General features: G+C 66.2%; 23 protein-coding genes and 1 tRNA gene. 10 read left to right on the plus strand and 14 right to left on the minus strand.

Annotated features, from left to right (window positions below):
* Positions 1–172 precede the first annotated feature (172 nt).
* Positions 173–1144 (plus strand): alpha/beta hydrolase, encoded by a 972-nt coding sequence (locus L7H23_RS04285; RefSeq protein ID WP_237838124.1) that lies wholly within the window; start codon positions 173–175, stop codon positions 1142–1144.
* Positions 1145–1180: 36 nt separating this feature from the next.
* Here the strand turns inward: L7H23_RS04285 and L7H23_RS04290 are convergent, their stop codons facing one another.
* From L7H23_RS04290 to L7H23_RS04310, 5 genes are all read right to left on the minus strand, one after another.
* Positions 1181–3211, minus strand: coding sequence for an ATP-binding protein (locus L7H23_RS04290; RefSeq protein WP_237838125.1), 2031 nt, complete (start codon positions 3209–3211; stop codon positions 1181–1183).
* Positions 3208–3609 (minus strand): response regulator, encoded by a 402-nt coding sequence (locus L7H23_RS04295; RefSeq protein ID WP_237838126.1) that lies wholly within the window; start codon positions 3607–3609, stop codon positions 3208–3210. The genes L7H23_RS04290 and L7H23_RS04295 overlap by 4 nt, the downstream gene beginning before the upstream one ends.
* Before the next feature lie 85 nt (positions 3610–3694).
* Positions 3695–4345 carry a response regulator transcription factor gene (locus L7H23_RS04300; protein ID WP_237838127.1) on the minus strand — a complete coding sequence of 217 codons (651 nt, stop codon included), beginning with the start codon at positions 4343–4345 and terminating at the stop codon, positions 3695–3697.
* Between the two features lie 169 nt (positions 4346–4514).
* Positions 4515–5264: an SDR family oxidoreductase gene (locus L7H23_RS04305; RefSeq protein WP_237838128.1), complete on the minus strand. Its 750-nt coding sequence runs from the start codon at positions 5262–5264 to the stop codon at positions 4515–4517.
* Positions 5265–5292: 28 nt separating this feature from the next.
* Positions 5293–7239 carry a ferritin-like domain-containing protein gene (locus L7H23_RS04310; RefSeq protein WP_237838129.1) on the minus strand — a complete coding sequence of 649 codons (1947 nt, stop codon included), beginning with the start codon at positions 7237–7239 and terminating at the stop codon, positions 5293–5295.
* 272 nt (positions 7240–7511) lie between these two features.
* On the opposite strand from L7H23_RS04310, the gene L7H23_RS04315 reads away from it, so the two are divergent.
* From L7H23_RS04315 to L7H23_RS04330, 4 genes are all read left to right on the plus strand, one after another.
* A complete protein-coding gene (locus L7H23_RS04315) occupies positions 7512–8963 on the plus strand; it encodes a PLP-dependent aminotransferase family protein (RefSeq protein WP_237838130.1) in 1452 nt (483 codons plus the stop codon).
* Between the two features lie 12 nt (positions 8964–8975).
* Positions 8976–9635, plus strand: a complete 660-nt coding sequence (locus L7H23_RS04320) for an NAD(P)H-dependent oxidoreductase (protein ID WP_237838131.1) — start codon at positions 8976–8978, stop codon at positions 9633–9635.
* An 88-nt stretch (positions 9636–9723) separates the two neighbouring features.
* Positions 9724–10008, plus strand: coding sequence for a GNAT family N-acetyltransferase (locus L7H23_RS04325; RefSeq protein ID WP_237838132.1), 285 nt, complete (start codon positions 9724–9726; stop codon positions 10006–10008).
* A gap of 6 nt (positions 10009–10014) precedes the next feature.
* Positions 10015–10434 (plus strand): DUF1810 family protein, encoded by a 420-nt coding sequence (locus L7H23_RS04330; RefSeq protein ID WP_237838133.1) that lies wholly within the window; start codon positions 10015–10017, stop codon positions 10432–10434.
* A gap of 6 nt (positions 10435–10440) precedes the next feature.
* Here the strand turns inward: L7H23_RS04330 and L7H23_RS04335 are convergent, their stop codons facing one another.
* The 6 genes from L7H23_RS04335 to L7H23_RS04360 all read right to left on the minus strand — a co-directional run bounded on the left by L7H23_RS04335 (position 10441) and on the right by L7H23_RS04360 (position 15309).
* On the minus strand, positions 10441–11190 hold the full coding sequence (locus L7H23_RS04335; RefSeq protein ID WP_237838134.1) for an NAD(P)H-binding protein: 750 nt from the start codon (positions 11188–11190) through the stop codon (positions 10441–10443).
* Positions 11187–12413, minus strand: a complete 1227-nt coding sequence (locus L7H23_RS04340; RefSeq protein ID WP_237838135.1) for an alpha/beta fold hydrolase — start codon at positions 12411–12413, stop codon at positions 11187–11189. Before L7H23_RS04340 ends, L7H23_RS04335 begins: the two co-directional genes overlap by 4 nt.
* Positions 12414–12417: 4 nt before the next feature.
* Complete coding sequence (locus L7H23_RS04345) at positions 12418–13002, minus strand: glutathione S-transferase N-terminal domain-containing protein (RefSeq protein ID WP_237838136.1); 585 nt, start codon at positions 13000–13002, stop codon at positions 12418–12420.
* Between the two features lie 28 nt (positions 13003–13030).
* Complete coding sequence (locus L7H23_RS04350; protein ID WP_237838137.1) at positions 13031–13450, minus strand: hypothetical protein; 420 nt, start codon at positions 13448–13450, stop codon at positions 13031–13033.
* 24 nt (positions 13451–13474) lie between these two features.
* Positions 13475–14236, minus strand: coding sequence for an SDR family oxidoreductase (locus L7H23_RS04355; protein ID WP_237838138.1), 762 nt, complete (start codon positions 14234–14236; stop codon positions 13475–13477).
* Between the two features lie 401 nt (positions 14237–14637).
* Positions 14638–15309 carry a hypothetical protein gene (locus tag L7H23_RS04360; RefSeq protein ID WP_237838139.1) on the minus strand — a complete coding sequence of 224 codons (672 nt, stop codon included), beginning with the start codon at positions 15307–15309 and terminating at the stop codon, positions 14638–14640.
* 180 nt (positions 15310–15489) lie between these two features.
* Between L7H23_RS04360 and L7H23_RS04365 the strand changes: the two genes are divergently transcribed.
* Positions 15490–16470 carry a nitronate monooxygenase family protein gene (locus tag L7H23_RS04365; RefSeq protein WP_237838140.1) on the plus strand — a complete coding sequence of 327 codons (981 nt, stop codon included), beginning with the start codon at positions 15490–15492 and terminating at the stop codon, positions 16468–16470.
* Positions 16471–16579: 109 nt separating this feature from the next.
* On the opposite strand, the gene L7H23_RS04370 is transcribed toward L7H23_RS04365, so the two are convergent.
* Positions 16580–16665, minus strand: a tRNA-Tyr gene (locus tag L7H23_RS04370).
* Positions 16666–16743: 78 nt separating this feature from the next.
* Between L7H23_RS04370 and rlmB the strand changes: the two genes are divergently transcribed.
* Entirely contained in the window at positions 16744–17514 is a 771-nt protein-coding gene (rlmB, locus tag L7H23_RS04375) for a 23S rRNA (guanosine(2251)-2'-O)-methyltransferase RlmB (RefSeq protein WP_237838141.1), read from the plus strand.
* A gap of 4 nt (positions 17515–17518) precedes the next feature.
* Here rlmB and L7H23_RS04380 read toward each other — a convergent pair whose 3' ends face one another.
* Together L7H23_RS04380 and L7H23_RS04385 are read right to left on the minus strand one after the other, a co-directional pair.
* Positions 17519–17833, minus strand: a complete 315-nt coding sequence (locus L7H23_RS04380; RefSeq protein ID WP_237838142.1) for a DUF6678 family protein — start codon at positions 17831–17833, stop codon at positions 17519–17521.
* 18 nt (positions 17834–17851) lie between these two features.
* Positions 17852–18169 (minus strand): 2Fe-2S iron-sulfur cluster-binding protein, encoded by a 318-nt coding sequence (locus tag L7H23_RS04385; RefSeq protein ID WP_237838143.1) that lies wholly within the window; start codon positions 18167–18169, stop codon positions 17852–17854.
* A 103-nt stretch (positions 18170–18272) separates the two neighbouring features.
* Between L7H23_RS04385 and L7H23_RS04390 the strand changes: the two genes are divergently transcribed.
* From L7H23_RS04390 to L7H23_RS04400, 3 genes are read left to right on the plus strand one after another with little or no spacing between them, the layout of a single operon-like run.
* On the plus strand, positions 18273–18890 hold the full coding sequence (locus L7H23_RS04390) for a DNA-3-methyladenine glycosylase 2 family protein (RefSeq protein WP_237839109.1): 618 nt from the start codon (positions 18273–18275) through the stop codon (positions 18888–18890).
* 34 nt (positions 18891–18924) lie between these two features.
* Positions 18925–19326, plus strand: coding sequence for a ketosteroid isomerase-related protein (locus tag L7H23_RS04395; protein WP_237838144.1), 402 nt, complete (start codon positions 18925–18927; stop codon positions 19324–19326).
* A complete protein-coding gene (locus tag L7H23_RS04400) occupies positions 19323–19910 on the plus strand; it encodes a GNAT family N-acetyltransferase (protein ID WP_237838145.1) in 588 nt (195 codons plus the stop codon). The genes L7H23_RS04395 and L7H23_RS04400 overlap by 4 nt, the downstream gene beginning before the upstream one ends.

The raw sequence follows: 19910 nt of genomic DNA on the forward strand, positions 1-19910 counted from the left end.
ATCAAAGTATGCCCACGCGCCCACAGGGGTCTCGCCGATCCTCTTCCAAGGCATAGGGGGCCCGCAATTTTTCGCCAATAAAGCGCCTGCTTCGGCACGATAGCAGCGGCGCGCCGCCTGCTGGCACCCGTTGGTCCGGACGGAAACCCTCCGCTCTCGAAAGGAACCAACCATGTCCAGGACCATTCCCGATATCTCCCCCCTCGAACCCGCGACGCAGGCGTTCATCGACGGCCTGCCCGACGGTCCGCCGATCTATACGCTGAGCCCCGTCGACGCCCGCGGCGTCCTGTCCGCGGTCCAGCAGTCGGTGAACCCCGACCTGCTTGCGGTCGACAGCGAGGATCGCACGCTCGCCGTGGGCCCCTCGGGCGCGACCGCCATCCGCGTCGTCCGTCCCGCCGGCGCGACCGGCACGCTGCCCGCGATCATCTATATCCATGGCGGCGGCTGGGTTCTCGGCGACAAGCAGACGCACGACCGGCTGGTGCGCGATCTTGCGGTCGGTGCGAATGCCGTGCTGATTTTCGTCGATTACCAGCGCTCGCCCGAAAGCCGGTTCCCGAACGCGATCGAACAGGCCTATGCCGTTGCACGCCACGTCGCCGACAACCCCGCCGAATTCGGTGCCGATCCGGCCCGCCTCGTCATCGCGGGCGACAGCGTCGGCGGTAATATGGTCGCGGCGGTGACGCTGATGGCAAAGGATCGCGGGGGGCCGGCCTTCAACGCCCAGCTGCTCTTCTATCCGGTGACCGACGCTTCGATGGCCACCGCCTCGTACCGCGAATTCGCCGACGGTCCCTGGCTCACCGCAAAGGCCATGGCGTGGTACTGGGACCAGTATCTTCCCGACAAGGACCGCCGCGGCGACATCCTTGCCTCGCCCGTCAACGCCTCGATCGAACAGCTTCGGGATCTGCCGCCCGCGCTGTTGATCGTCGACGAGAATGATGTGCTGCGCGACGAAGGCGAAGCCTATGGCCGCAAGCTCGCACAGGCGGGCGTCAAGGTCATTTCGACGCGTTACAACGGCACGATCCACGACTTCATGATGCTGAACCCGATCGCAAAGACGCCCGCCGCCCGCGGTGCGGTGATGCAGGCGACCGACTTCCTGCGCCGGGTTTTCGCGGCGAGGTGAAGCGGCGGCGGGAGGCGGCTCCCGGGCCGCCTTCCGTCACGCGTCGGCTGCGTGCGCGGGGATCGCGAAGCGGAACTGCGCACCGCCGTCGGGATGATTCGACGCCGAGATCGATCCCCCATGCTCGGCGATGATCGACTGGCAGATGGCAAGACCGATGCCCATGCCATTGTCCTTGGTCGTGAAAAATCCCTCGAACACACGGTCGATATGGTCTTCCGCCATGCCGGGACCGGTGTCGTGCAGCGTCAGTGCGATCCGGCCGTCGGCGTCGCGGCTCGTCGCCAGCCTGATCTCGCGCTCGCCCTGCTTCTGCACCTCCAGCGCCTGCGCGCTGTTGACGAGCAGGTTGACGAGCACCTGCTGCAACTGGACCCGGTCGCCCATCGCCTTGGGCAGGTCCTTGGCGAAATCGGTTGCGATCCGGATAGCCCGCACCTCGACCTCATCGCGGACGAACATCAGCGCTTCCTGCGCGACCTCGTCGAGATCGAGCGCGACGCGCTCTGGCTCGCGTTTCGCGGCCATGTTGCGGATGCGCTGAACGATCTCGTTCGCGCGTCGCGCACTTGCGGCGATACGCGTCGTCAGTTCCTTGACCTTTTCGACATTGGGCTCGTCGCGCGACAGCCAGCGCAGGCTCGTCTCGGCATTGGTGACGATCGCGGCGAGTGGCTGGTTGACCTCGTGCGCGATCGAGGTCGTAAGCTCGCCGAGCGTCGAGATACGCGCAGCGTGGGTAAAGTCGGCCTGCAGCTGGCGCAGTTCGGTTTCCATCTGGATGCGCTCGGTCACGTCGATCATGCCGAAAATCGTGACATCCAGCTCGGCCGGCGGCTTGGGATAGGTCACCGAAAACTGGACGTCGAGCGTGCGCCCGTCGAGCGTGTGAACCTTGATCAGGTCGGTCCAGTTCTGCTGCCCGTTGAACCGGCCGATCATCACCTTGCGCAGCGCCGACGGCGTAGCCGTGAACAGATAGCCGACGTGACGCATCAGGTCGTGGGAGCTCTCCGCTCCGAAAAGCTGCACCGCGCTGCGGTTGACGTCGGTGACCGACACGCTCGTCGCCGCAAATTCGATCAATTCGGGATGCTCGGTCAGATAGGCGTCGAAGTCCTCCACGCCCTGCCCGCGGACATCGGCATAGATTTTCGCCATGTGGCTGGCATCGACCTGCCACATCGCCATCGGCATGAACTGGACGAGCTTGCGATAGCGCGCCTCGCTCGCGCGCAGATAGAGATAGGACCGATCGTCATCGGCCGTGCCGTTCGCCGCGACGAAGACCCGATCCGGTACGTCGCGACCCGGCGGCAACCACACCGACATGACGGGATCGCGCAAGATGCCATCCGACGGAAGCTGGCGGCGATGGGTCGTTCCGGGGTCATTGGCCGTCACCGCTTCGATGACGAGATCGGCGAGCGGCGCACGCGCCTCGATCGGCCAGAAAACCGCAACCGATTGCCCGATCATCAGCTCCGGCCCGCGATTTCCGCCAACCAGCCGCGCCGCACGTTCGTTGACGTTGAGGACGCGCATCGCCTGAACGAATTCCAGCCCGAGCGTGGTCAGCCGCGCCGGATCGGGGTCCGCCGCGGCCTTCTGCTCCAGTATCAGGGGGATGAGCGGCAGCGCCTCCGACACGTCCATTTCCCAGCTCGCCGCCATCAGCCGGTCCGGAATGTGCCAGTCGCCCCCGCCCTGCTGTTCCTGATTCTGCGCACGACGCCCATATTCGACGACGTCCCGCGCGGTCCCGTCGGCGTTGAACCGGACATATTGGCGGACGTCGGCCGCGATCTGCACGCCGGAGGGCGTCCGCCGGCTGACGAGGCCCTGCCAGTTGCCCTCCTGCAGCAACAGGCGCCAATGCTCGCCCTCGTCAACGGTCCGCTCGGAAAGATGGCCGATCCCTTGGCCGACCATGCTCATCGCGGGCCAGCCATAAAGGGCTTCGGATGCCGGGTTCCAGTACCGGATCACTCCGGACGTATCGAAGACGACGACGCTCTCGGAGGCAAGGTCGGCTATGTCGGGCTCGCCGCCCGCGCTCCCGCTCATGGTCCGGGGTCTTCGGGCCAGACCAGACCGCCTCCCTCCAGCGCGGCCTTCAGATGCCCGAGCAACACATCGTCGGTGACCGGCTTCGGCAGCCATGCCAGGGCGCCCAGCGCGTCGGCGCGCGCGCGCAGATGCTCGTCGACCACCGAGGTCAGGACGATCGCCGGCAGATCCGAGCTGTCGCTGCGCAGCTTTTCGAGCAGATCGATCCCGCTCATCCCGGGCATCCGGACATCGGTAATCAGGCAGTCGCAATCACGCGAAGCCGCGTCGCCGAGGAAGGCTGGCGCACTTTCGAACGTGCGGCAGGCCAGCCCTGTAACCATCAGCAGATCGCACAAGGCTTCGCGAACGGCTTCGTCGTCGTCCACCACCGCGACAAGGGGAATCTTGGGCAAGCGGCTTGACCCTTCTGCATACGACCCTGTGGGTCAACGCCGCCTTTGTCGTCCAGGTTGCAAGCCATTGTAACTATACCATAGTCTAGAGCGTGCCGCTTTCGCGCAATTGCGCGGGCAATTTCTCCCACGCGCGGATCAGTTCGCCAACCGATGCCGCCTGCATCTTCTTCATAACATTACTGCGGTGAAGTTTCACCGTAATCTCGGTGATTCCGAGGTCATAGGCGATCTGCTTGTTCAGCCGGCCGCGCGCGACCTCGCGCATCACCTGTCCCTCGCGCGGGGTCAGCGTCGCGAAACGGTCGACATGCTGCTGGACCACCCGCGCGCTGGCGCGTTGCGCCCGATCCTGCTCGATCCCCGCGACGACGGCATCGAGAAGCGTCTGGTCGCGCACCGGTTTGGTCAGGAAGTCGATCGCGCCGGCCTTCATCGCCTGCACCGACATCGGAATGTCGCCATGCCCAGTCAGAAAGACGATCGGCTTCGCGATCCCCGCGCTCGCAAGCTGTTGCTGCAGGTCGAGCCCGCTCGATCCCGGCATCCGTACGTCGAGGACTAGGCAACCGGCACGATCGGGCAGCGGCGTGTCGAGCAGTTCGCGCGTCGACCCATAGCTTTCCGCCTCGATCCCGACCGATTCCATCAGCTCGCCGATCGCGGTGCGCACCTCGACATCGTCGTCGACGATCAGGACGAGCGGCGCGTCTTCGCTGATGGCGGTATTGGTCATGACTGGCCCCCTGGGGAAATGCGATGAGCGAAATCCTGTATCGAGAGACGCCGGCCTACCCCTCGGGCGCTGCTCATCGCACGCGCCCGGTCATCGTACAACTGCCCCTCTCGCGAGGCAAGGACCGGCCCCCTCGCCTCGCTATCGGACCCGAAGGGGCGATGCGTTCTCACAGCAGCGCCATGCCGCCATCGACGCGCAGGTTGATGCCCGTCACAAAGCTGCTCGCGCTGGACGCGAGGAACAACGCCGCCCGGGCCAGCTCGTCGGGATGGCCCAGCCGGCCGAGCGGGATCGCGCCTGCCATCATCTCGACAAACGCGTCGCGATTTTCGGGCTCGACGCCCAGCTTCTCGAGGATCGCCGTTTCAGTCGGTCCGGGGCTCAGCATGTTGACGCGGATGCCGCGCTCCTTGAACTCGATGGCCCAGCTCCTTGCGAACGCATTGATCGCCGCCTTGGTGCCCGCATAGACCGCATGACCTTCGAGCACCTTGTCGCTCGCGAGCGAGCCGACGAGGATGATCGAGGCGTCGTCGCGCAGCAGCGGCGCGATCTTCTGGACGCCGAAAAAGGTGCCGCGCGCGTTGATCGCGAACTGCGCATCATATTCGGCTTCGGACACATCCTGCGACAGCGTGATCGTGTTGACCCCCGCGTTGGCGACATAGATGTCGGCATGTCCGAAACGTTCGCGGACGAACTCCGCGACATGGGCATGGTGCGCGGGATCGGCGACGTCGCCCTGGATGCCGCTCGCGGCAGGGCCGATCGCTTCGACCGCCGCATCGACGACATCCTTGCGACGACCGGTAATCACGACCTTCGCGCCCTCGTCGGCGAACAGCCTTGCCGTTGCCAGGCCGATACCGCTGTTGCCGCCGGTGATCACCGCGACCTTTCCGTCCAGACTTTTCATGGTTTTCCTTTCTTCGGGGGGAGAGAATTCAGGTGCTGCGAAAGCCGATCTTGCGGTGGGTGTTGTCGCAGAAGGGCTTGTTGGCGCTGCCGCCGCAGCGACAGAGGCGCGCCTTCTGCACACAGGCGACCGATCGTCCGGTGCCGCTGACGATTTCCAGATTGCCCTGGACCACGAGCGGTCCATCGAGCTCGGGATCAATAGCGAGCGGGCCATTGCGCACCGCCAGCACCGGCGTGTCCTTGATGGGCGGTTCGCCGGTCGCCTCGAAGCCGATATATTTGTGCGACTTGTCGCAGAAGGGCTTGTTCTTCGACGCACCGCAGCGACACAGCGTCGCGCGGAAACCCGGCCGCTTGCCGTCGAGCACCAGATCGGCGCGGACGCCATAAGGGCCGTTCTCGCGCGTCGCGATCAGGTTCACCGGCGGCGCCGGCTCGGCCTTGCCATCGCGGCGCTCATAGGTGAGCGCCCCCGACGGGCACTGGCGGATCACCCCGCACAGGATTTCGGTGTCGGTAGCATCGGGGATGATCCACGCCCCCTCGACATTGCCGAGGAACGTGTCGGAGGCCTGCGTCACGCACACGCGGCCGTGGATGCAGCGCTTGCCTTCGAACTTGACCGTAAGGTCCCTGCCCTCGGCGCGTTCGACGCCGTCGACCTCCGTCGAAGCGGGTGCGGCGACGGGTGACGGCGCGGCCGCAACCGGCGTGGAGGGTGCAGGTGCCGCCTGTGCCGGCGCCGCCTTCAGGCGGTCGGCCTGCTTCTGCAATATCCGTACCGCGCGCGCGATGCGGGTATCGGACTGATCCATCGCGGCGGCGACCGCGCCCAGTTCCTCGACCCGCTCGACATAGAGGTGCCGCGCGCTCGCGCCTTGCGGGAACGAGCCCGCATCGCGCAGCGCCGTGAAGGATACGCCGGCATTGCAGTCCGGATTCGACTGCCCGGCAGGAAGCCGCGCCGCGCGCTCGGCGACCGCGGTCAGCGCGTGCATCAGCCCGATCGCGCAGCCGACATAGAGCGACTTGTCGGGGTTGGGCCGCGGTAGCGCAAAGGCGCCCGCGAGCAGCCGCATCGCAAGCGCGTAGATCGCGTTGGCAAGATCGACCGCCGCGACCGCCTCTTCATCCTCGATCCACACATGCCCTGCCGTCTGCGGCGGTTTGCGCAGCACGGGGTTCACCGCAGCCGGATATGCGGGCCGGAAGTCCGCATTCGCGGCCGAGAAGGTCGCCAGTTCGTCGCGCACGCTCAAAAAGCGCTGGAAATGCGAATTCTCGCGATGCTCGGGCGCCCCCTCGCCTTCGACGACGATCTCGGTCAGCGCGGCGAGCGCGCTTTCAAGGTTCGTCACGACCTGCGCACCCGCGAAATTCACCTCGTCGGACGAATATTGCAGCGCCGGATCGCCGCAGAACACGGTTTCCTCGCCGATCGCATCGACCAGCGCGCGCAGGTCGTTCTCGATCCGCAGATAGAAATCGCCGATCGTCGCATAGTCGAACCCCGAAGGCGTCAGCCGCGGCGCGACCGTCATGCGTGTCGCCGGATCGGCGACCGCAAAGCCCTCGCCCTCGGGCTCGGCGGACCCGTCCGGCCGTTCGAGGAAAATGAAATGCTGGATGACGGCGGGGCCGAAGGGCGCGAGCTTGACCACGATATCGGCGGGCAGATAGCCCGGCGTGATCGGGAAGTTCGAGCGGCCGAACCGCGGCGAACCGCCCAGCGCCGAGGTGATGTTCCACACCGCCACGAGGTGGCTCATCTCGTCGATCGCAACGTCGAGGATCGCGCGCCGCCAGCGCGCGACGGCCTCGGCCTCTTCGGCACTCAGCCCTTCGCTCTCGCCATCCTTCAGGCTGAAGGCGGCGTAGAGATAGGTGCACATCAGATTCTGTTCGAGTTCGGCAGCTTCGTACAGCGCGTGCAGGATTTTCTCGCGGCTTACGGCAGTCCTGGGGTCGTCCATTTCCTGGCCCTCCTTGTGCGGCCGTCGAAGGCCGGATGACGGGGCAGAATAGGTCGGCGGACGGAACGGGTTAGACGCGAGAGACGACAAGGCGAGTGTACCAAATCACCGCCGCGGGGTCGGAAAGGGCTGCAATACGGTCACGATCCTGACCCCGGAGCGGGCCCGACCTGACCTTTCGTATAGGTGCCCCCCGTCTCGACAGTACCGCCCCCGCGGACTTAGCCTCGCCGTCATCCAGAGAGTTTTCAACAGTACCATGAGGTGACGAAATGAATGCACCATGGGACCCCGGACGTGTCGCATTTTCCATCGACCGTTCACAATCGACGCCGATTACCGCGCAGATCACATCGACGCTGCGTACCGCGATCCTCGACGGGCGGCTGCGCCCCGGCACCCGGCTGCCGTCGTGGCTCGACCTCGCGGCACAGCTCGGGGTGTCGCGCGGGACGGTCAAAGCCGCCTATGAAGCGCTGACCGACGAATTCCTCGTCTTCTCGGCCGGCGCGGCAGGCACGCGCGTCGCGGAACGGCAGGCACCGCGCCCGGTCGCGGTCCCGACCATCGACATCCCCCGCCCGCTGCAGGATCTCGAACGCGGTTTCTCGCTGAAGCCGCTGCCTTTCCAGATGGGCGTCCCCGCACAGGACGCCTTCCCCGCAAAGATATGGGCGCGCCTTCGCACCCGCGCGTGCCGCGCCAATGCGATGGCGCCGCTCAGTCCGACCGACCCGCGCGGCGAGCCCGAGCTGCGTGCGCAAATCGCCGCCAATCTGGCGATCACGCGCGGCATCAGCTGCCACCCCGATCAGGTCATCCTGACCAGCGGCTACAAGAACGGCCTCGCGCTGACGCTGCTCGCACTGGGGGCGCACGGGCGTACCGCATGGGTCGAGGATCCTTGCTACCCGGTCGCGCGGCAGGCGCTGGAAATCGCCGGCCTCAAGCCCGTGCCGGTCCCCGTCGACGCCAAGGGCATTCGGGTCGACCACGGCGTCCGTGCCGCGCCCGATGCCGCGCTTGCGATCGTCACTCCCGGGCAGCAGGCGCCGACCGGCGTCACCCTCTCGCCCGAACGCCGCGCCGCGCTGCTCGCATGGGCGGCACGCGAGGAGGCCTGGGTGATCGAGGACGATTATCTCGGCGAACTTCAGCTTGGCGGACGTGCCGCGCCGTCGATGGCAGCCGACGATCGCTCGGGCCGCGTGATCCACGTCGGCACCTTCAGCAAGACGATCAGCCCGACGCTCGGGCTCGGCTTCGTCGTCGCGCCGCTTTCGCTCGCCGCGCGCTTCGGCGAGGTCGCGGGCTATCTCAATCCCGCGCCCAATGTGACGACGCAGCTCGCGCTGGCCGATTTCATCGGCGACGGCCATTTCCTGCGCCACCTGCGCCATATGAAGGCGCTGTACCGCGAACGCCGCGACGACCTCCACGCGCGGTTGGACAAGGACATCGCGGTCGAGGCTTTCGCCGGGCTCGCGGTGATCGCGCATCTCCCCAAGGGCACCGACGATCTCGCGCTCGCAAAGCGCGCACCCGATCTTGGCATAGCTCCCGCGCCGCTATCTGTGTGGAGCGCCCGGCCCGCGGACGCACAGCCCGGGCTGGTCCTGTGCGTGACCAATCTTCGCAAGCCGCTCGTCGACAAGGCGTGCGATGCGCTTGCAGCGCTGATCGGCGATCGGGGCGCGACGCTCGTCCGCGCCCAGGCGGCCTGACAGGAGGGACAGATGAAACTGCTCCACGTCGACGCGAGCCCCCGAAGCGCCACCTCCTCGTCGCGTGCGCTGTCGCGCTTCTTCGTCGATCAGTTGCGCCGCCGGCTACCCGCGCTCTCGGTCGACTATCTCGATCTGGCGGTCGAACCCGCGCCGGTGATCACCGAGACCTTCACCACCGCGACCTACACGCCGGCCGACGAGCGCACCGACGCGATGCAGGGCGCGCTCGCCCCGTCGGACGCGCTTTGCCGCCGCCTCCTCGATGCCGATGCCCTGCTCTTCGCAATGCCGATGCACAACTGGACGATGCCCGCGGCGTTCAAGGCCTATGTCGACGCGATCGTCCGCGGCGGGATCACCTATGTCGCGACGGAGGAGGGCCGCTATGTCGGCCAGCTCGGTGGGCGCAGGACGCTGTTCCTGACCACGCGCGGCGTCGACCTCCGCGCCGGTACGCCCTTTGCGGCGATGGACATGCTGACCCCGTCGCTCCGCGCCGCCTTCGGCTTTATCGGGGTCGACGCGCCCGAGTTCGTCGATGCGCAGCCCCTGCAATTCGCGCACGAGATCGAGCGCGCCGACGCGCTGCGCCGGGCGAAGCGCGAACTCGCCGAAACCGCCCGAAACTGGGCCGACGAGCTTCGTCCCGCGTTGTCGCGCGCCGGATAGTACCCTTCCATTCGCATCCCTTGGGTCTGTCGCGGACTCGCCGGCCGCCTAATCTGTCCCTGTCTCTTCTCCAGCAAGGTGAACGATCATGGACGCCGAAGTTTTCGACAACACCGACCAGCGCCGCTTCGAACTCGACCTGCCCGACGGCTCGACCGCCGCGGCTTACTATCGTGTCGACGAGGAAGGACGGCTCGTGCTGATCCACACCGAAGTCCCGCCCGAATTCTGGGGCATGGGCATCGCGAGCCAGCTTGCGGCCGGCGCGTTCCACCTGATGCGCCAGGCGGGCCGCAAGGCCGTGCTGCGTTGCCAGTTCATGGTCAATTTCTTCGGCCGGCATCCCGAATATGCCGACGTCGTGGCCGGGTGACCGGCGATGACCGACGACTATGATCTCCAGCGCTTCGTCGCAGCGCAAGCGGGCGCCTATGACGATGCGATCGACATCCTGCGTCGCGGCGCGATGTGTACGCCCTATATGGATTTCATCTTCCCGCGCCTCGTGCGCGGGGCCGATGACGAGCCCTATGCGCTCGCCTCGCTCGACGCGGCGCGCGCCTATCTCGACTTCCAGCCGATCGGCAACCGCTACCGCGAATGCGTCGAGACGCTGTTCAAGCTCGTGCAGAGCAGCGCGCGCGAAGTCTTCGGCGACGAGGATGCGCAAAAGCTCCACGCCTCGCTCACTCTCTTCGCCGAGGCGTCGAACGAGGTGCTGCTTCGCTCGGTGCTCATCACCTGGTTCGACAATCTGGTCGACGAGGACACGATCGTCCGGATCAGCCAATATAGCTGATCCGGTTCAGACGGTCGCGAACCAGTCGCGCAGCCAGTCCTCGAAGCTCGTGTGCGCAAAGCGCGGATGTTCACCCGTAAGCGCCTCGCCATCGAAGCGTGCGCCGAAATAGAGCGCCTCGGGATCGACCGCGATCGAGCGCGAATCCTCGTTCGCGGTCAGGATCGTCAGCGCCAGATCCGACAGCCGGTACCGGTCAGGGCCGGCAATCTCGACAACCCCGTTGGCAGCGCCGCCGAGCGCGATCCGCGCCAGCGCCGCCGCGACGTCGTCGGCGCCGATCGGCTGCATATGCACCGGCGGCAGGCGAACGGTATCGCCCTCGCCGCCGGCATCGACGATCTTGTAGATGAACTCGTAAAAGGGCGTCGAACGCACGATCGTGTAGGGCAGCCCTGCATCGCGAAGCCGCGCTTCCTGCAACCGCTTGGCGCGATAATAGCCCCCGTCGATCCCGTCCGCCCCGACGGCCGACAACGCCACCAGATGGCGAACCCCGGCCGCGTGCGCCGCTGCCGCCAGGTTGGCGCCGGAGGTCTCAAAGAAGCGTTCCATCGCGGCCGCATCGGCATAGCCGGGGTTCGACGCATCGACGACCACCTCCGCGCCCGCCAGCGCTTCGGCGAGGCCATCGCCAGTGACCAGATCGACGCCGGTCGATCGCGCCGCCGCGACCGCTTCATGCCCCTGCCCGCGCAGCTCGGCGGCGAGCCTGCGGCCGATCAGGCCGGTTCCCCCAAGGATCGTGATCTTCATGACAATTCACTCCTTGCTGACATATCCTCGTCGGCGCCCCATCCCGCCTCGGTCGGGTCGAAACGCGATCCGGCATTGAGCGTGCGGTGGACGGGGCAGCGGTCGGCAACGCCGATCAGTTCGGCATATTGCGCCTCGTCGATCGGTCCCTCGATCTCGACGCTGCGGCTGAAGACGTCGGGCACATCGGCGCCCGCTTCCTTCCGGTGGCGCACCCCCGTGCGGATGCGCTCGACCGGCCAGCCCTTGCGCCCGGCATAGAGGCGCAGCGTCATCGTCGTGCAGGCGGCAAGTGCCGCCGACAGAAGATTGAACGGCGTCGGCCCAGAGCCCAGCCCGCCAAGCTGTTCGGGCTCGTCGGCGATGAAGCTCGCCTTGCCGGCGCGCATCGCAAGCTGAAACTTGCCAAGCCCCGTCTCCTCGGCCTCGGCGTCGAAGGGGCTGAGCGCGGTCGACAGCGGTTCGGGCAGATAGCGTCTGGCCCACGCCGCAATCATGTCCGCAGCGAAATCGGCATCGTGCGCGTTGGTCAGCAGATGATCGGCGCCGTCGAGCGAGACATAGCTTTTGGGGTGTTTTGCCGCGAGATAGAGACTCGTCACATTGTCCATTCCGACCGTCTGGTCGACCGGCGAATGGAGCAACAGTAACGGGCGCCGAAGCGTCGCAAGATGTGCGCCCAGTTCCTGCTCGCGCAGATTCTGCACCAGCTCGCGCCCGACCGCGAAGGGTCGCCCGCCGATCGACACCATGCCCTGCCCCTCGAGCTCGACCCGTGCGAGCGCATCGGGATCGAACTGGTTCAGCACATGATCGACCTCGAACGGCGCGGCGATCGCCGCCACGCCGCGGACGTCCGGCAGCGAGCCCGCCGCTGCGATCACCGCCGCACCACCCAGGCTATGCCCGACGAGCAGCATCGGCGGCATGCCTTCGGCCGCCATTGCTTCGGCCGCCGCGACCAGATCCTTCACATTATGCGCGAAGCCCGACGCCCCGAATTCGCCTTCGCTCCGTCCGAGCCCGGTAAAGTCGAAGCGCAGCACGCCGATACCGGCACCGGCGAGCCGGCGCGAGATACGGACCGCCGCCTTGTTGTCCTTGCCGCAGGTGAAGCAGTGCGCGAACAGCGCCCACGCCCGCGCGGGACCGACCGGATATTCGAGCCGCCCCGACAGGCGCTCGCCGGTCGCATTGGGAAAGTCGAAGGGGCGCGTCGGCATCGGATCAGACGATCCCTTCGACCTTCAGCGCCGCCTGCACCGCAGGGCGCGCCTTCAGCCGTTCGCCGAGTGCGGCGAGCGCGGACGGAATCTCGATGCCGAAACGGCCCGCCCACAACATCATGACCAGCGCATAATAGTCGGCGACGCGCGGCTGATCGCCACACAGGAAATCGCCGCGCATCGTGTCGGCAAGATAGCGCATCCGCGCGGTGATGTAGGCGCCCGCGACCGCCTTCTGCTCGTCGGTGCCATTATGCCAGAACGGCTTGAAGCTCTTGTGGATCTCGGTCGAGAGATAGGCGAGCAGTTCGAGCAGCCGCGTCCGCCCCATCGGGCCTTCAAGGCCATAGTCGGGATAGCGGCTCGCGAGATAGTCGAGCACCGCGATATTCTCGGTCACGATCTCGCCGTCCTCGAGCTCGAGCGCGGGCACATAGGCTTTCGGCGTGACCTCGCTGAAATCTCCGCCGGTCGCGGTGACCTTGGTCTTGAGATTGACGCTCTCGCTGTCGAACGGCTCGCCGACTTCGTGAAGCACCATATGCGCGGCGAGACTGCAGGCCCACGGGCCGTAATAGAGTTTCATCGAAGCGGCTCCTTCGGGAGAATGAGGGTTAAAGTTGAGGTGCGGTGCGTGTCTGCCGCGCTTCGGCGACGGCCCAGATCGTCAGCAGGATGCCCAAGATCGACGGCAGCGTGACCGCCGGAAAATCGCGCACGAGCGCCGAGGGACCGCAGATGCCGACCGCGACTTCCCAGAAATGGAATAGCGCGTGCGCGCAAAGCCACAGCGTCGCGGTCGCCCACAGCAACACGCGATATTGCGGCCGGAAACTGCCGACGAGGAAGGCCGTCCCGACGAAAAGGAAGATCAGCCCGATGTCGCGGATGAAATGCTGGTTGAACGGGCCGGTCGTCGTCACGCCGGGCACTGCGAAATACCAGCTCGCCGGCGACACGAGCATGTAAAGCCCGTTGAGTTCGGCCAATACGCCCATGACGACGGCCAGGCCGAGACAGCTTTTCTTCAACATCGTGAACCTCCTCCTCTGTTGCGATTATTTCTTCGGCGGCGGCGGCACGTTGACCAGCCACCAGTCGAACGTCGTCGCACCGAGCTTCGCGTCCGGCCCGGTCACAAGCGAATCCCTGTCGAGCTTCACGCTGAAATAGGTCGCGTCGGGATCGGCAACGACAGGGTGCGGGTCGCTGTCGAAGGCGAGGACCTTCGCGACGATCTCGTCCATCGGATATTTCTGCGGCCCGCCGATCTCGACGATGCCGTTCGCCGGTTCGGCCAGCGCGATCGCGGCGACGGCATCGGCGACGTCTTCGGCGGCGATCGGCTGGATCAGCGCGTGCGGCAGGCGCACCGTGCCGTCGATGATCGCCGACTGGCCGATTCCGCGCAGGAATTCCATGAACTGCGTCGCGTGGACGATCGTATAGGGAATGCCGCTGCCGCGGATCAGCTCTTCCTGTGCGTGCTTGCCGCGAAAATAGCCGCTGCCCTGCAGCTTCTCGGTGCCGACGACCGACAGCGCGATATGATGCTTCACGCCCGCCGCCTGTTCGGCCGCGGCGATGTTCTTGCCCGCGGTGGTGAAGAAGTCGATCGCGGTCTTGTCGTCGAACGCCGGCGAATTGGCGAGGTCGACGACGACCTCGGCGCCCGCCAGCGCCTCGGCCAGCCCTTCGCCGGTCAGCGCATTGACGCCGGTCGCGGGCACCGCGGCGATCGCCTGATGCCCTTTGTCGGTAAGCTTCTTGACGACTTTCGAGCCGATGAGCCCGGTTCCGCCGATTACCACGATCTTCATGATCTTGCCTTTCCCTGATGCGACGCCAGTCGCGTCCGATGCATCGAAAGCTATCGGAGGGCCGGTGCGTGATGGAGGCCCGAGTGGTGCAAAAGCCAGTGTACCATGAACGCCGCACTCCCGGCGGCTTGGTACAATGCGCCGGGCATATCTCGCATCTTATCCCGACAGGCTTCCGCACCGAAAAGGGGCACGAGACGGATCGCGGCCTCCTCCGCCGGTCCGTCTCGCCACCCCTCGGACCGCGCTGCGGACCCTTGTGGAGCCGTGTCAATCGGACGCGACAGGGATGATGAACATGGGGATTTTTCCGGTTTCTCCTCATGGCCGACGAATTGGCAGGCGAGCATCCCACCTGTCCGGCTCCACCGCTTTTGCCGGGATGCCCGTCCGCGCCGGCTTCAGGGTTCGCCTTCGCCCAGCATATAGTCGGCCACGCTATAGGAGTGGCTGGCCTGATACGCATTCCTGCCGCGGTTCATGTAGGTCAGGTTGAACCTCCGGATCGCGCGCAATGCGCGCGGGGCGGTCAGAAACGCCCGGATCGACGCGGCGCTTCGTACCCTGACGACGAAAAGATCCCGGCTGCCGGGGCACGAATAATCCACGTCATCGGGCGCGCCCGCCAGTTGCCCGGGAAGCTCCCCGTCGATCGCTTCGGGCGCAAACGACCGGTCGATCGTGAAATCCGAAAGATGGAGGATGAACCGCGCACGAAGATCGTCGCCATCGGCGTACAGGGTGAACAACTCCATCCAGCTTGCATTGACGCGTACCAGAGGCTTGTCGGAGGACGACGGGAGGCACGAGACCGACCAGTAGGCGCGCTCGGTCGCGCGCGGCACGGGAATGCAGGTCCGGCCGTACAGCTCCAGAATGGCGAACAGTGCGGGCGCCTGCGGCCGGCGAAGCAGTTTCTCGAAGCGGGACGCATATCGCATCCGTTGCTCGATCGAATCCTCGCGCTCCTCGGCGTCGGCCGGCACCACGGCGCCCTCCAGCCACGCCTCCTGATCCCCGATATCTAGAAACTGGCGCAGCCCCTTCGGGCTCTGGCTGAACTTGCTGCTCATGTCGCCGGAATGCGCGACATGCGCCCGATCTTCAATAGCGGCGGGATCGGTCCCGGAAGACGATCGGGGCTCCCGTCCGGTCGCAAGCTGGTAATTCTGGCACTAGGTCCGGCCGCCAAAGCCGCTATCATGCAGGCTGCAACGTGATGGCAGAACGGAAGAAAAAGGGAGACAGGCGGTATGGCGATCAGGACGCGGATTACGGAAAGGTTCGGGATCGAGACCCCGATCATCATGGGCGGGATGACGGGCGTGGGTTACGGCCCGCTGGTGGCGGCAGTCGCCAATGCCGGGGCGCTGGGCTTCATCACCGCGCACATGTACCCGAGCGGGCAGGCGCTGTTCGACGAGATCGAGGCGACGCGCAAGCTGACCGACAAGCCCTTCGGCGTGAACCTCACCCTGCTGCCGTCGATCAACCCCATCCCCTATGACGAATATCGCGAGGCGATCATCGCGAGCGGGATCACGATCGTCGAGACCGCGGGCCGCGCCCCGACCGATCATCTGCCGCGCTTCAAGGAAGCCGGCGTCACCGTCATCCACAAATGCACCTCGGTGCGCCATTCGGCGTCGGCGGTGAACAAGGGCGTCGACATGATCAGCATCGACGGCTTCGAATGCGCGGGCCACCCGGGCGAGGACGATGTCGGCCTCGTCGTGCTGTTGCCCGCGACGGTCGACGCCCTGCCCGATACCCCGATCATCGCCTCGGGCGGCATGGCCGACGGGCGCAGCCTCGTCGCCGCGCTCGCGCTGGGCGCCGATGCGGTCAACATGGGCACGCGCTTCTGCGCGACTGTCGAGGCAGTGATCCACCAGAATGTGAAGCAGCGCATCGTCGATGCCACCGAGCTCGATACGGTTCTGGTCGGCCGTACCTTGCGCAACACCGCGCGCGTCGCAAAGAATGCGGTGTCGGTCGAGGTCGCCGAGATCCAGCGCGACCCGACCAAGACCTTCGACGATGTCCGTCACCTGATGGCCGGTGTCCGCGGCCGCGAGAATGTGCTCCGCGACGGCGACGTCGACGGCGGCATCTGGACCAGCGGCCAGAGCCAGGCGCTCATCCACGACATCCCGACCTGCGCCCAGCTCGTACAGAACATCATGGAACAGGCCGAACGCGTGCGGGAGCGGCTGACGCAATCACAGGAATAGGAAAGACCGGAAGCCTGCGGACCGCTCGGGTGTCCGCAGGCACGACTCGCCGAAAGGCCCGGCAAGGACGGTCCTTTAATCGAAGCGCGCGATATATGGGGGAAACCCCTGGTGGACAGGGCTGGATTCGAACCAGCGTACGGAAAACCGGGCAGATTTACAGTCTGCTGCCTTTAACCACTCGGCCACCTGTCCTTGGGGCCCGCTTTGGGAAGCGGTCCAATGGCGAAACGAGGCTTGCCTGTCAATGGCAGTCATGGGAAAGGCGCGCGCATGAGACAATTTTCCCGTCACCGCCGCCCGCAGGGCCCGGGCCCGCGCGGTCAGGCCGTCCGTTTCTGGGGCCGCCACGCCGTCTTCGCCGCGCTCGCCAATCCCGAACGCACCGTCAAGCGCATCTGGGGCACCCGCGAAGCGCTGGGCCAGCTCGACCTGCCGCCGGTGGTTCCGATCACCTACGCCGATGTCGCCGACCTCGCGCGGCTCGTCGCGCGCGACGCGCCGCATCAGGGACTCGTGATCGAGGTCGATCCGCTCGAGGAAATCTATCTCGGCGACCTGCTGCAGCAGGAAGTCGATACGGAAAGCCGGCGCCCGCTCGTCGTCCTCGATCAGGTCACCGACCCGCACAATATCGGCGCCGTGCTCCGCTCGGCGGCAGCCTTCGACGCCGCCGCGATCATCACGCAGGATCGCCACAGCCCGCCTGAAAGCGGCGTCATCGCACGCTCGGCGTCGGGCGCGCTCGAAACCGTGCCGTGGGTCCGCGTCGTCAACCTGTCGCGCGCGCTCGAGGAGATTGCCGAGGCGCAATATTGGCGGATCGGGCTGATGGGCGACACCGAAACGACGCTGGGCGAGACGCTCGACGGCAGCAAGGTCGCGCTGGTGCTCGGCTCCGAAGGCGACGGCATGCGCCACAACGTCATGGAACATTGCGACGTGCTGGCAAAGCTCCCCATCTCGCCGCGGATGGAGAGCCTCAATATCTCGAACGCCGCAGCGATCGCGCTCTACGCGGTCGCAACGGCGGGCGTGTCATAGCGCCCTAGAGATAGTCGACGAACTTGCCGTTCGCGGCATAGCCAAAGACTCGAAAGCCTTCCGCAGTCTCCTCGCCCGGCACATGGATTGACCGTAGCGCGTCCCCGACGCGCTGCCGCATCGCCTCATCGGTGGCGAAGATATCGACATGGACGATATCGGCATATCCGCCATCGCGGAAATGATGGAACCATTCCGTGTCGCGGCTCGACTGATATCCGTTGGTCGACAGCGTACTCCACGCCGGAGTCGGGTCCAGCGCGTACATCGCAAGCCGAAGCTCGTCCCATTTGGTATTGTTCATGACGGGATTGCGCATGGGCTCGTCCCGCCTGCCTCAGTCCTCGGCGGCGATCCGCACGCGGAGGCCGTCGAGCGCATCGCTGAACGGGATCTGGCACGACAGGCGCGAATTGTCGTCGCGGTCGGTCGTCGAATCGAGCAGGTCGTTCTCGTCCTCGCTCATCGCCGGCATAGCGCCCTTGTCGCCGCCCTCGATATGAACATGGCACGTCGCGCACGAGCAGCAGCCGCCGCACAGCGCCAGCAGCTCGTCGAAGCCCGCGTCGCGGATATTTTCCATCACGGTCAGGCTGGTATCGCCCTCGATCTCATGCTCGGTCCCGTCGCGCGTCACCACAATCAGCTTGGCCATGCTAATCCCTCGTAGCTTCTTTGTTGGAGGCGCTATGTCGTGCGTTGCGCGGCAAATCAAGCGTTGCTAGTGATAGCCTCCGGAACAAAAGGAGAATATGCCGATGGGCCTCAGCCAGCAGCAGTTGAACGCCGGAATCGACGCGCTGGCGGAGCGCGACGCCAATTTCGCGCGCGCGCTCGGCAACGCCGGCTATCCCGAACCGCGCATCCGCGACCGCGGCTATCCCACGCTGCTCCGCACGATCGTCGGCCAGCAGGTCAGCGTCGCCGCGGCGAACTCGATCTGGAACAAGCTCGAGGCGGGGTTCGGCGAGGGCTGTCCGGCCGAAGTGATGGCGGCGGCCGAATTCGACGCGCTGCGCGCCTGCGGCCTGTCGGCGCAGAAGCAAAGCTATGCCAAGAGCCTCGCGCAGCTCGTCGTCGACGGCGAGCTCGACTTCGCCTCGCTTCCCGCCGATGACGAGGAAGCGATCGCGCTGCTCACCAAGGTCAAGGGGATCGGCCGCTGGTCGGCGGAAATCTATCTCCTCTTCGCCGAGGGCCGCCCCGATATCTGGCCCGCAGGCGATCTTGCGGTGCAGGAGGCCGTCGGCCGCATCCTGTTGCTCGGCGCCCGCCCGAGCGAGAAAGCCGTGCGTGAGCTCGCCGAACCCTGGCGCCCCCACCGCGGTGCCGCGGCGATCTTCAGCTGGCACTGCTACAATATGGACGTGATCTGATAAGGGAGCCGCGAAACACCGAACGGAGATTCGCATGACCACCACCCGCGACATCGTCACCGCCTATTACGCCGCCTTCAATGCCGGCGACACCGACGCGATGCTCGCGCTCGTCGCCGACGACATGCGTCATGACGTCAATCAGGGCGAACCGCGCCACGGCAAGGCGCTGTTCGCCGAATTCAACGCGCATATGACCCGCTGCTACCGCGAGCAGCTCACCGACATGGTGATCTTTGCCGAGGGCGATCGCGCCGCTGCCGAATTCATCGTGGGCGGCACCTATCTCGCAACCGACGAGGGGCTGCCCGAAGCGAGCGGCCAGACCTACCGCCTGCCCGGCGGCGCGTTCCTGTCGGTCGATGCCGATGGGCTGATCGACCGCGTCACCACCTATTATAATCTGCAGGACTGGCTGAAGCAGGTCGGCGCATGACGATCGGCGTCGCGCCGGTCACCGGTACGGGGCTGGTCGACGTCATCCCCGCCCTCGCCCGGCTGCGCATTATGGTGTTCCGCGACTTCCCCTATCTCTACGATGGCGACGCGGCCTATGAAGCCGGCTATCTCGCCGATTTTGCCGCCGCCGACGGCGCGGTGATCGTCGTCGCGCGGGATGGCGAGCGGATCGTCGGCGCCGCCACCGCCGCGCCGCTTGCCACGCAGGACGCCGCATGGCAGGAGCCGCTGGCCGCCGCCGGCTTCGACATCGGCCGCACCTTCCATTTCGGCGAATCGGTGCTGCTCGACAACTATCGCGGCCAGGGCATCGGCCACGCCTTTTTCGACCATCGCGAAGCGCAGGCCCGCAAACATGGCGCCTCGCACGCCGCTTTCTGCAGCGTCGTACGCGCTGCCGATCACCCTGCCCGTCCCGTCGGTTACCGCGCCCTCGACGCCTTCTGGCGCGGGCGCGGCTATGCGCCGCTGGACGGCGTCACGGCATCGTTCGACTGGAAGACTGTCGGCAGCGCAGTCGAAGAACCGCACCGGCTCCAATACTGGACGCGCAGCCTCTGA

It is taken from the genome of Sphingopyxis sp. BSN-002, assembly GCF_022024275.1.
Classification (GTDB): Bacteria; Pseudomonadota; Alphaproteobacteria; order Sphingomonadales; family Sphingomonadaceae; genus Sphingopyxis.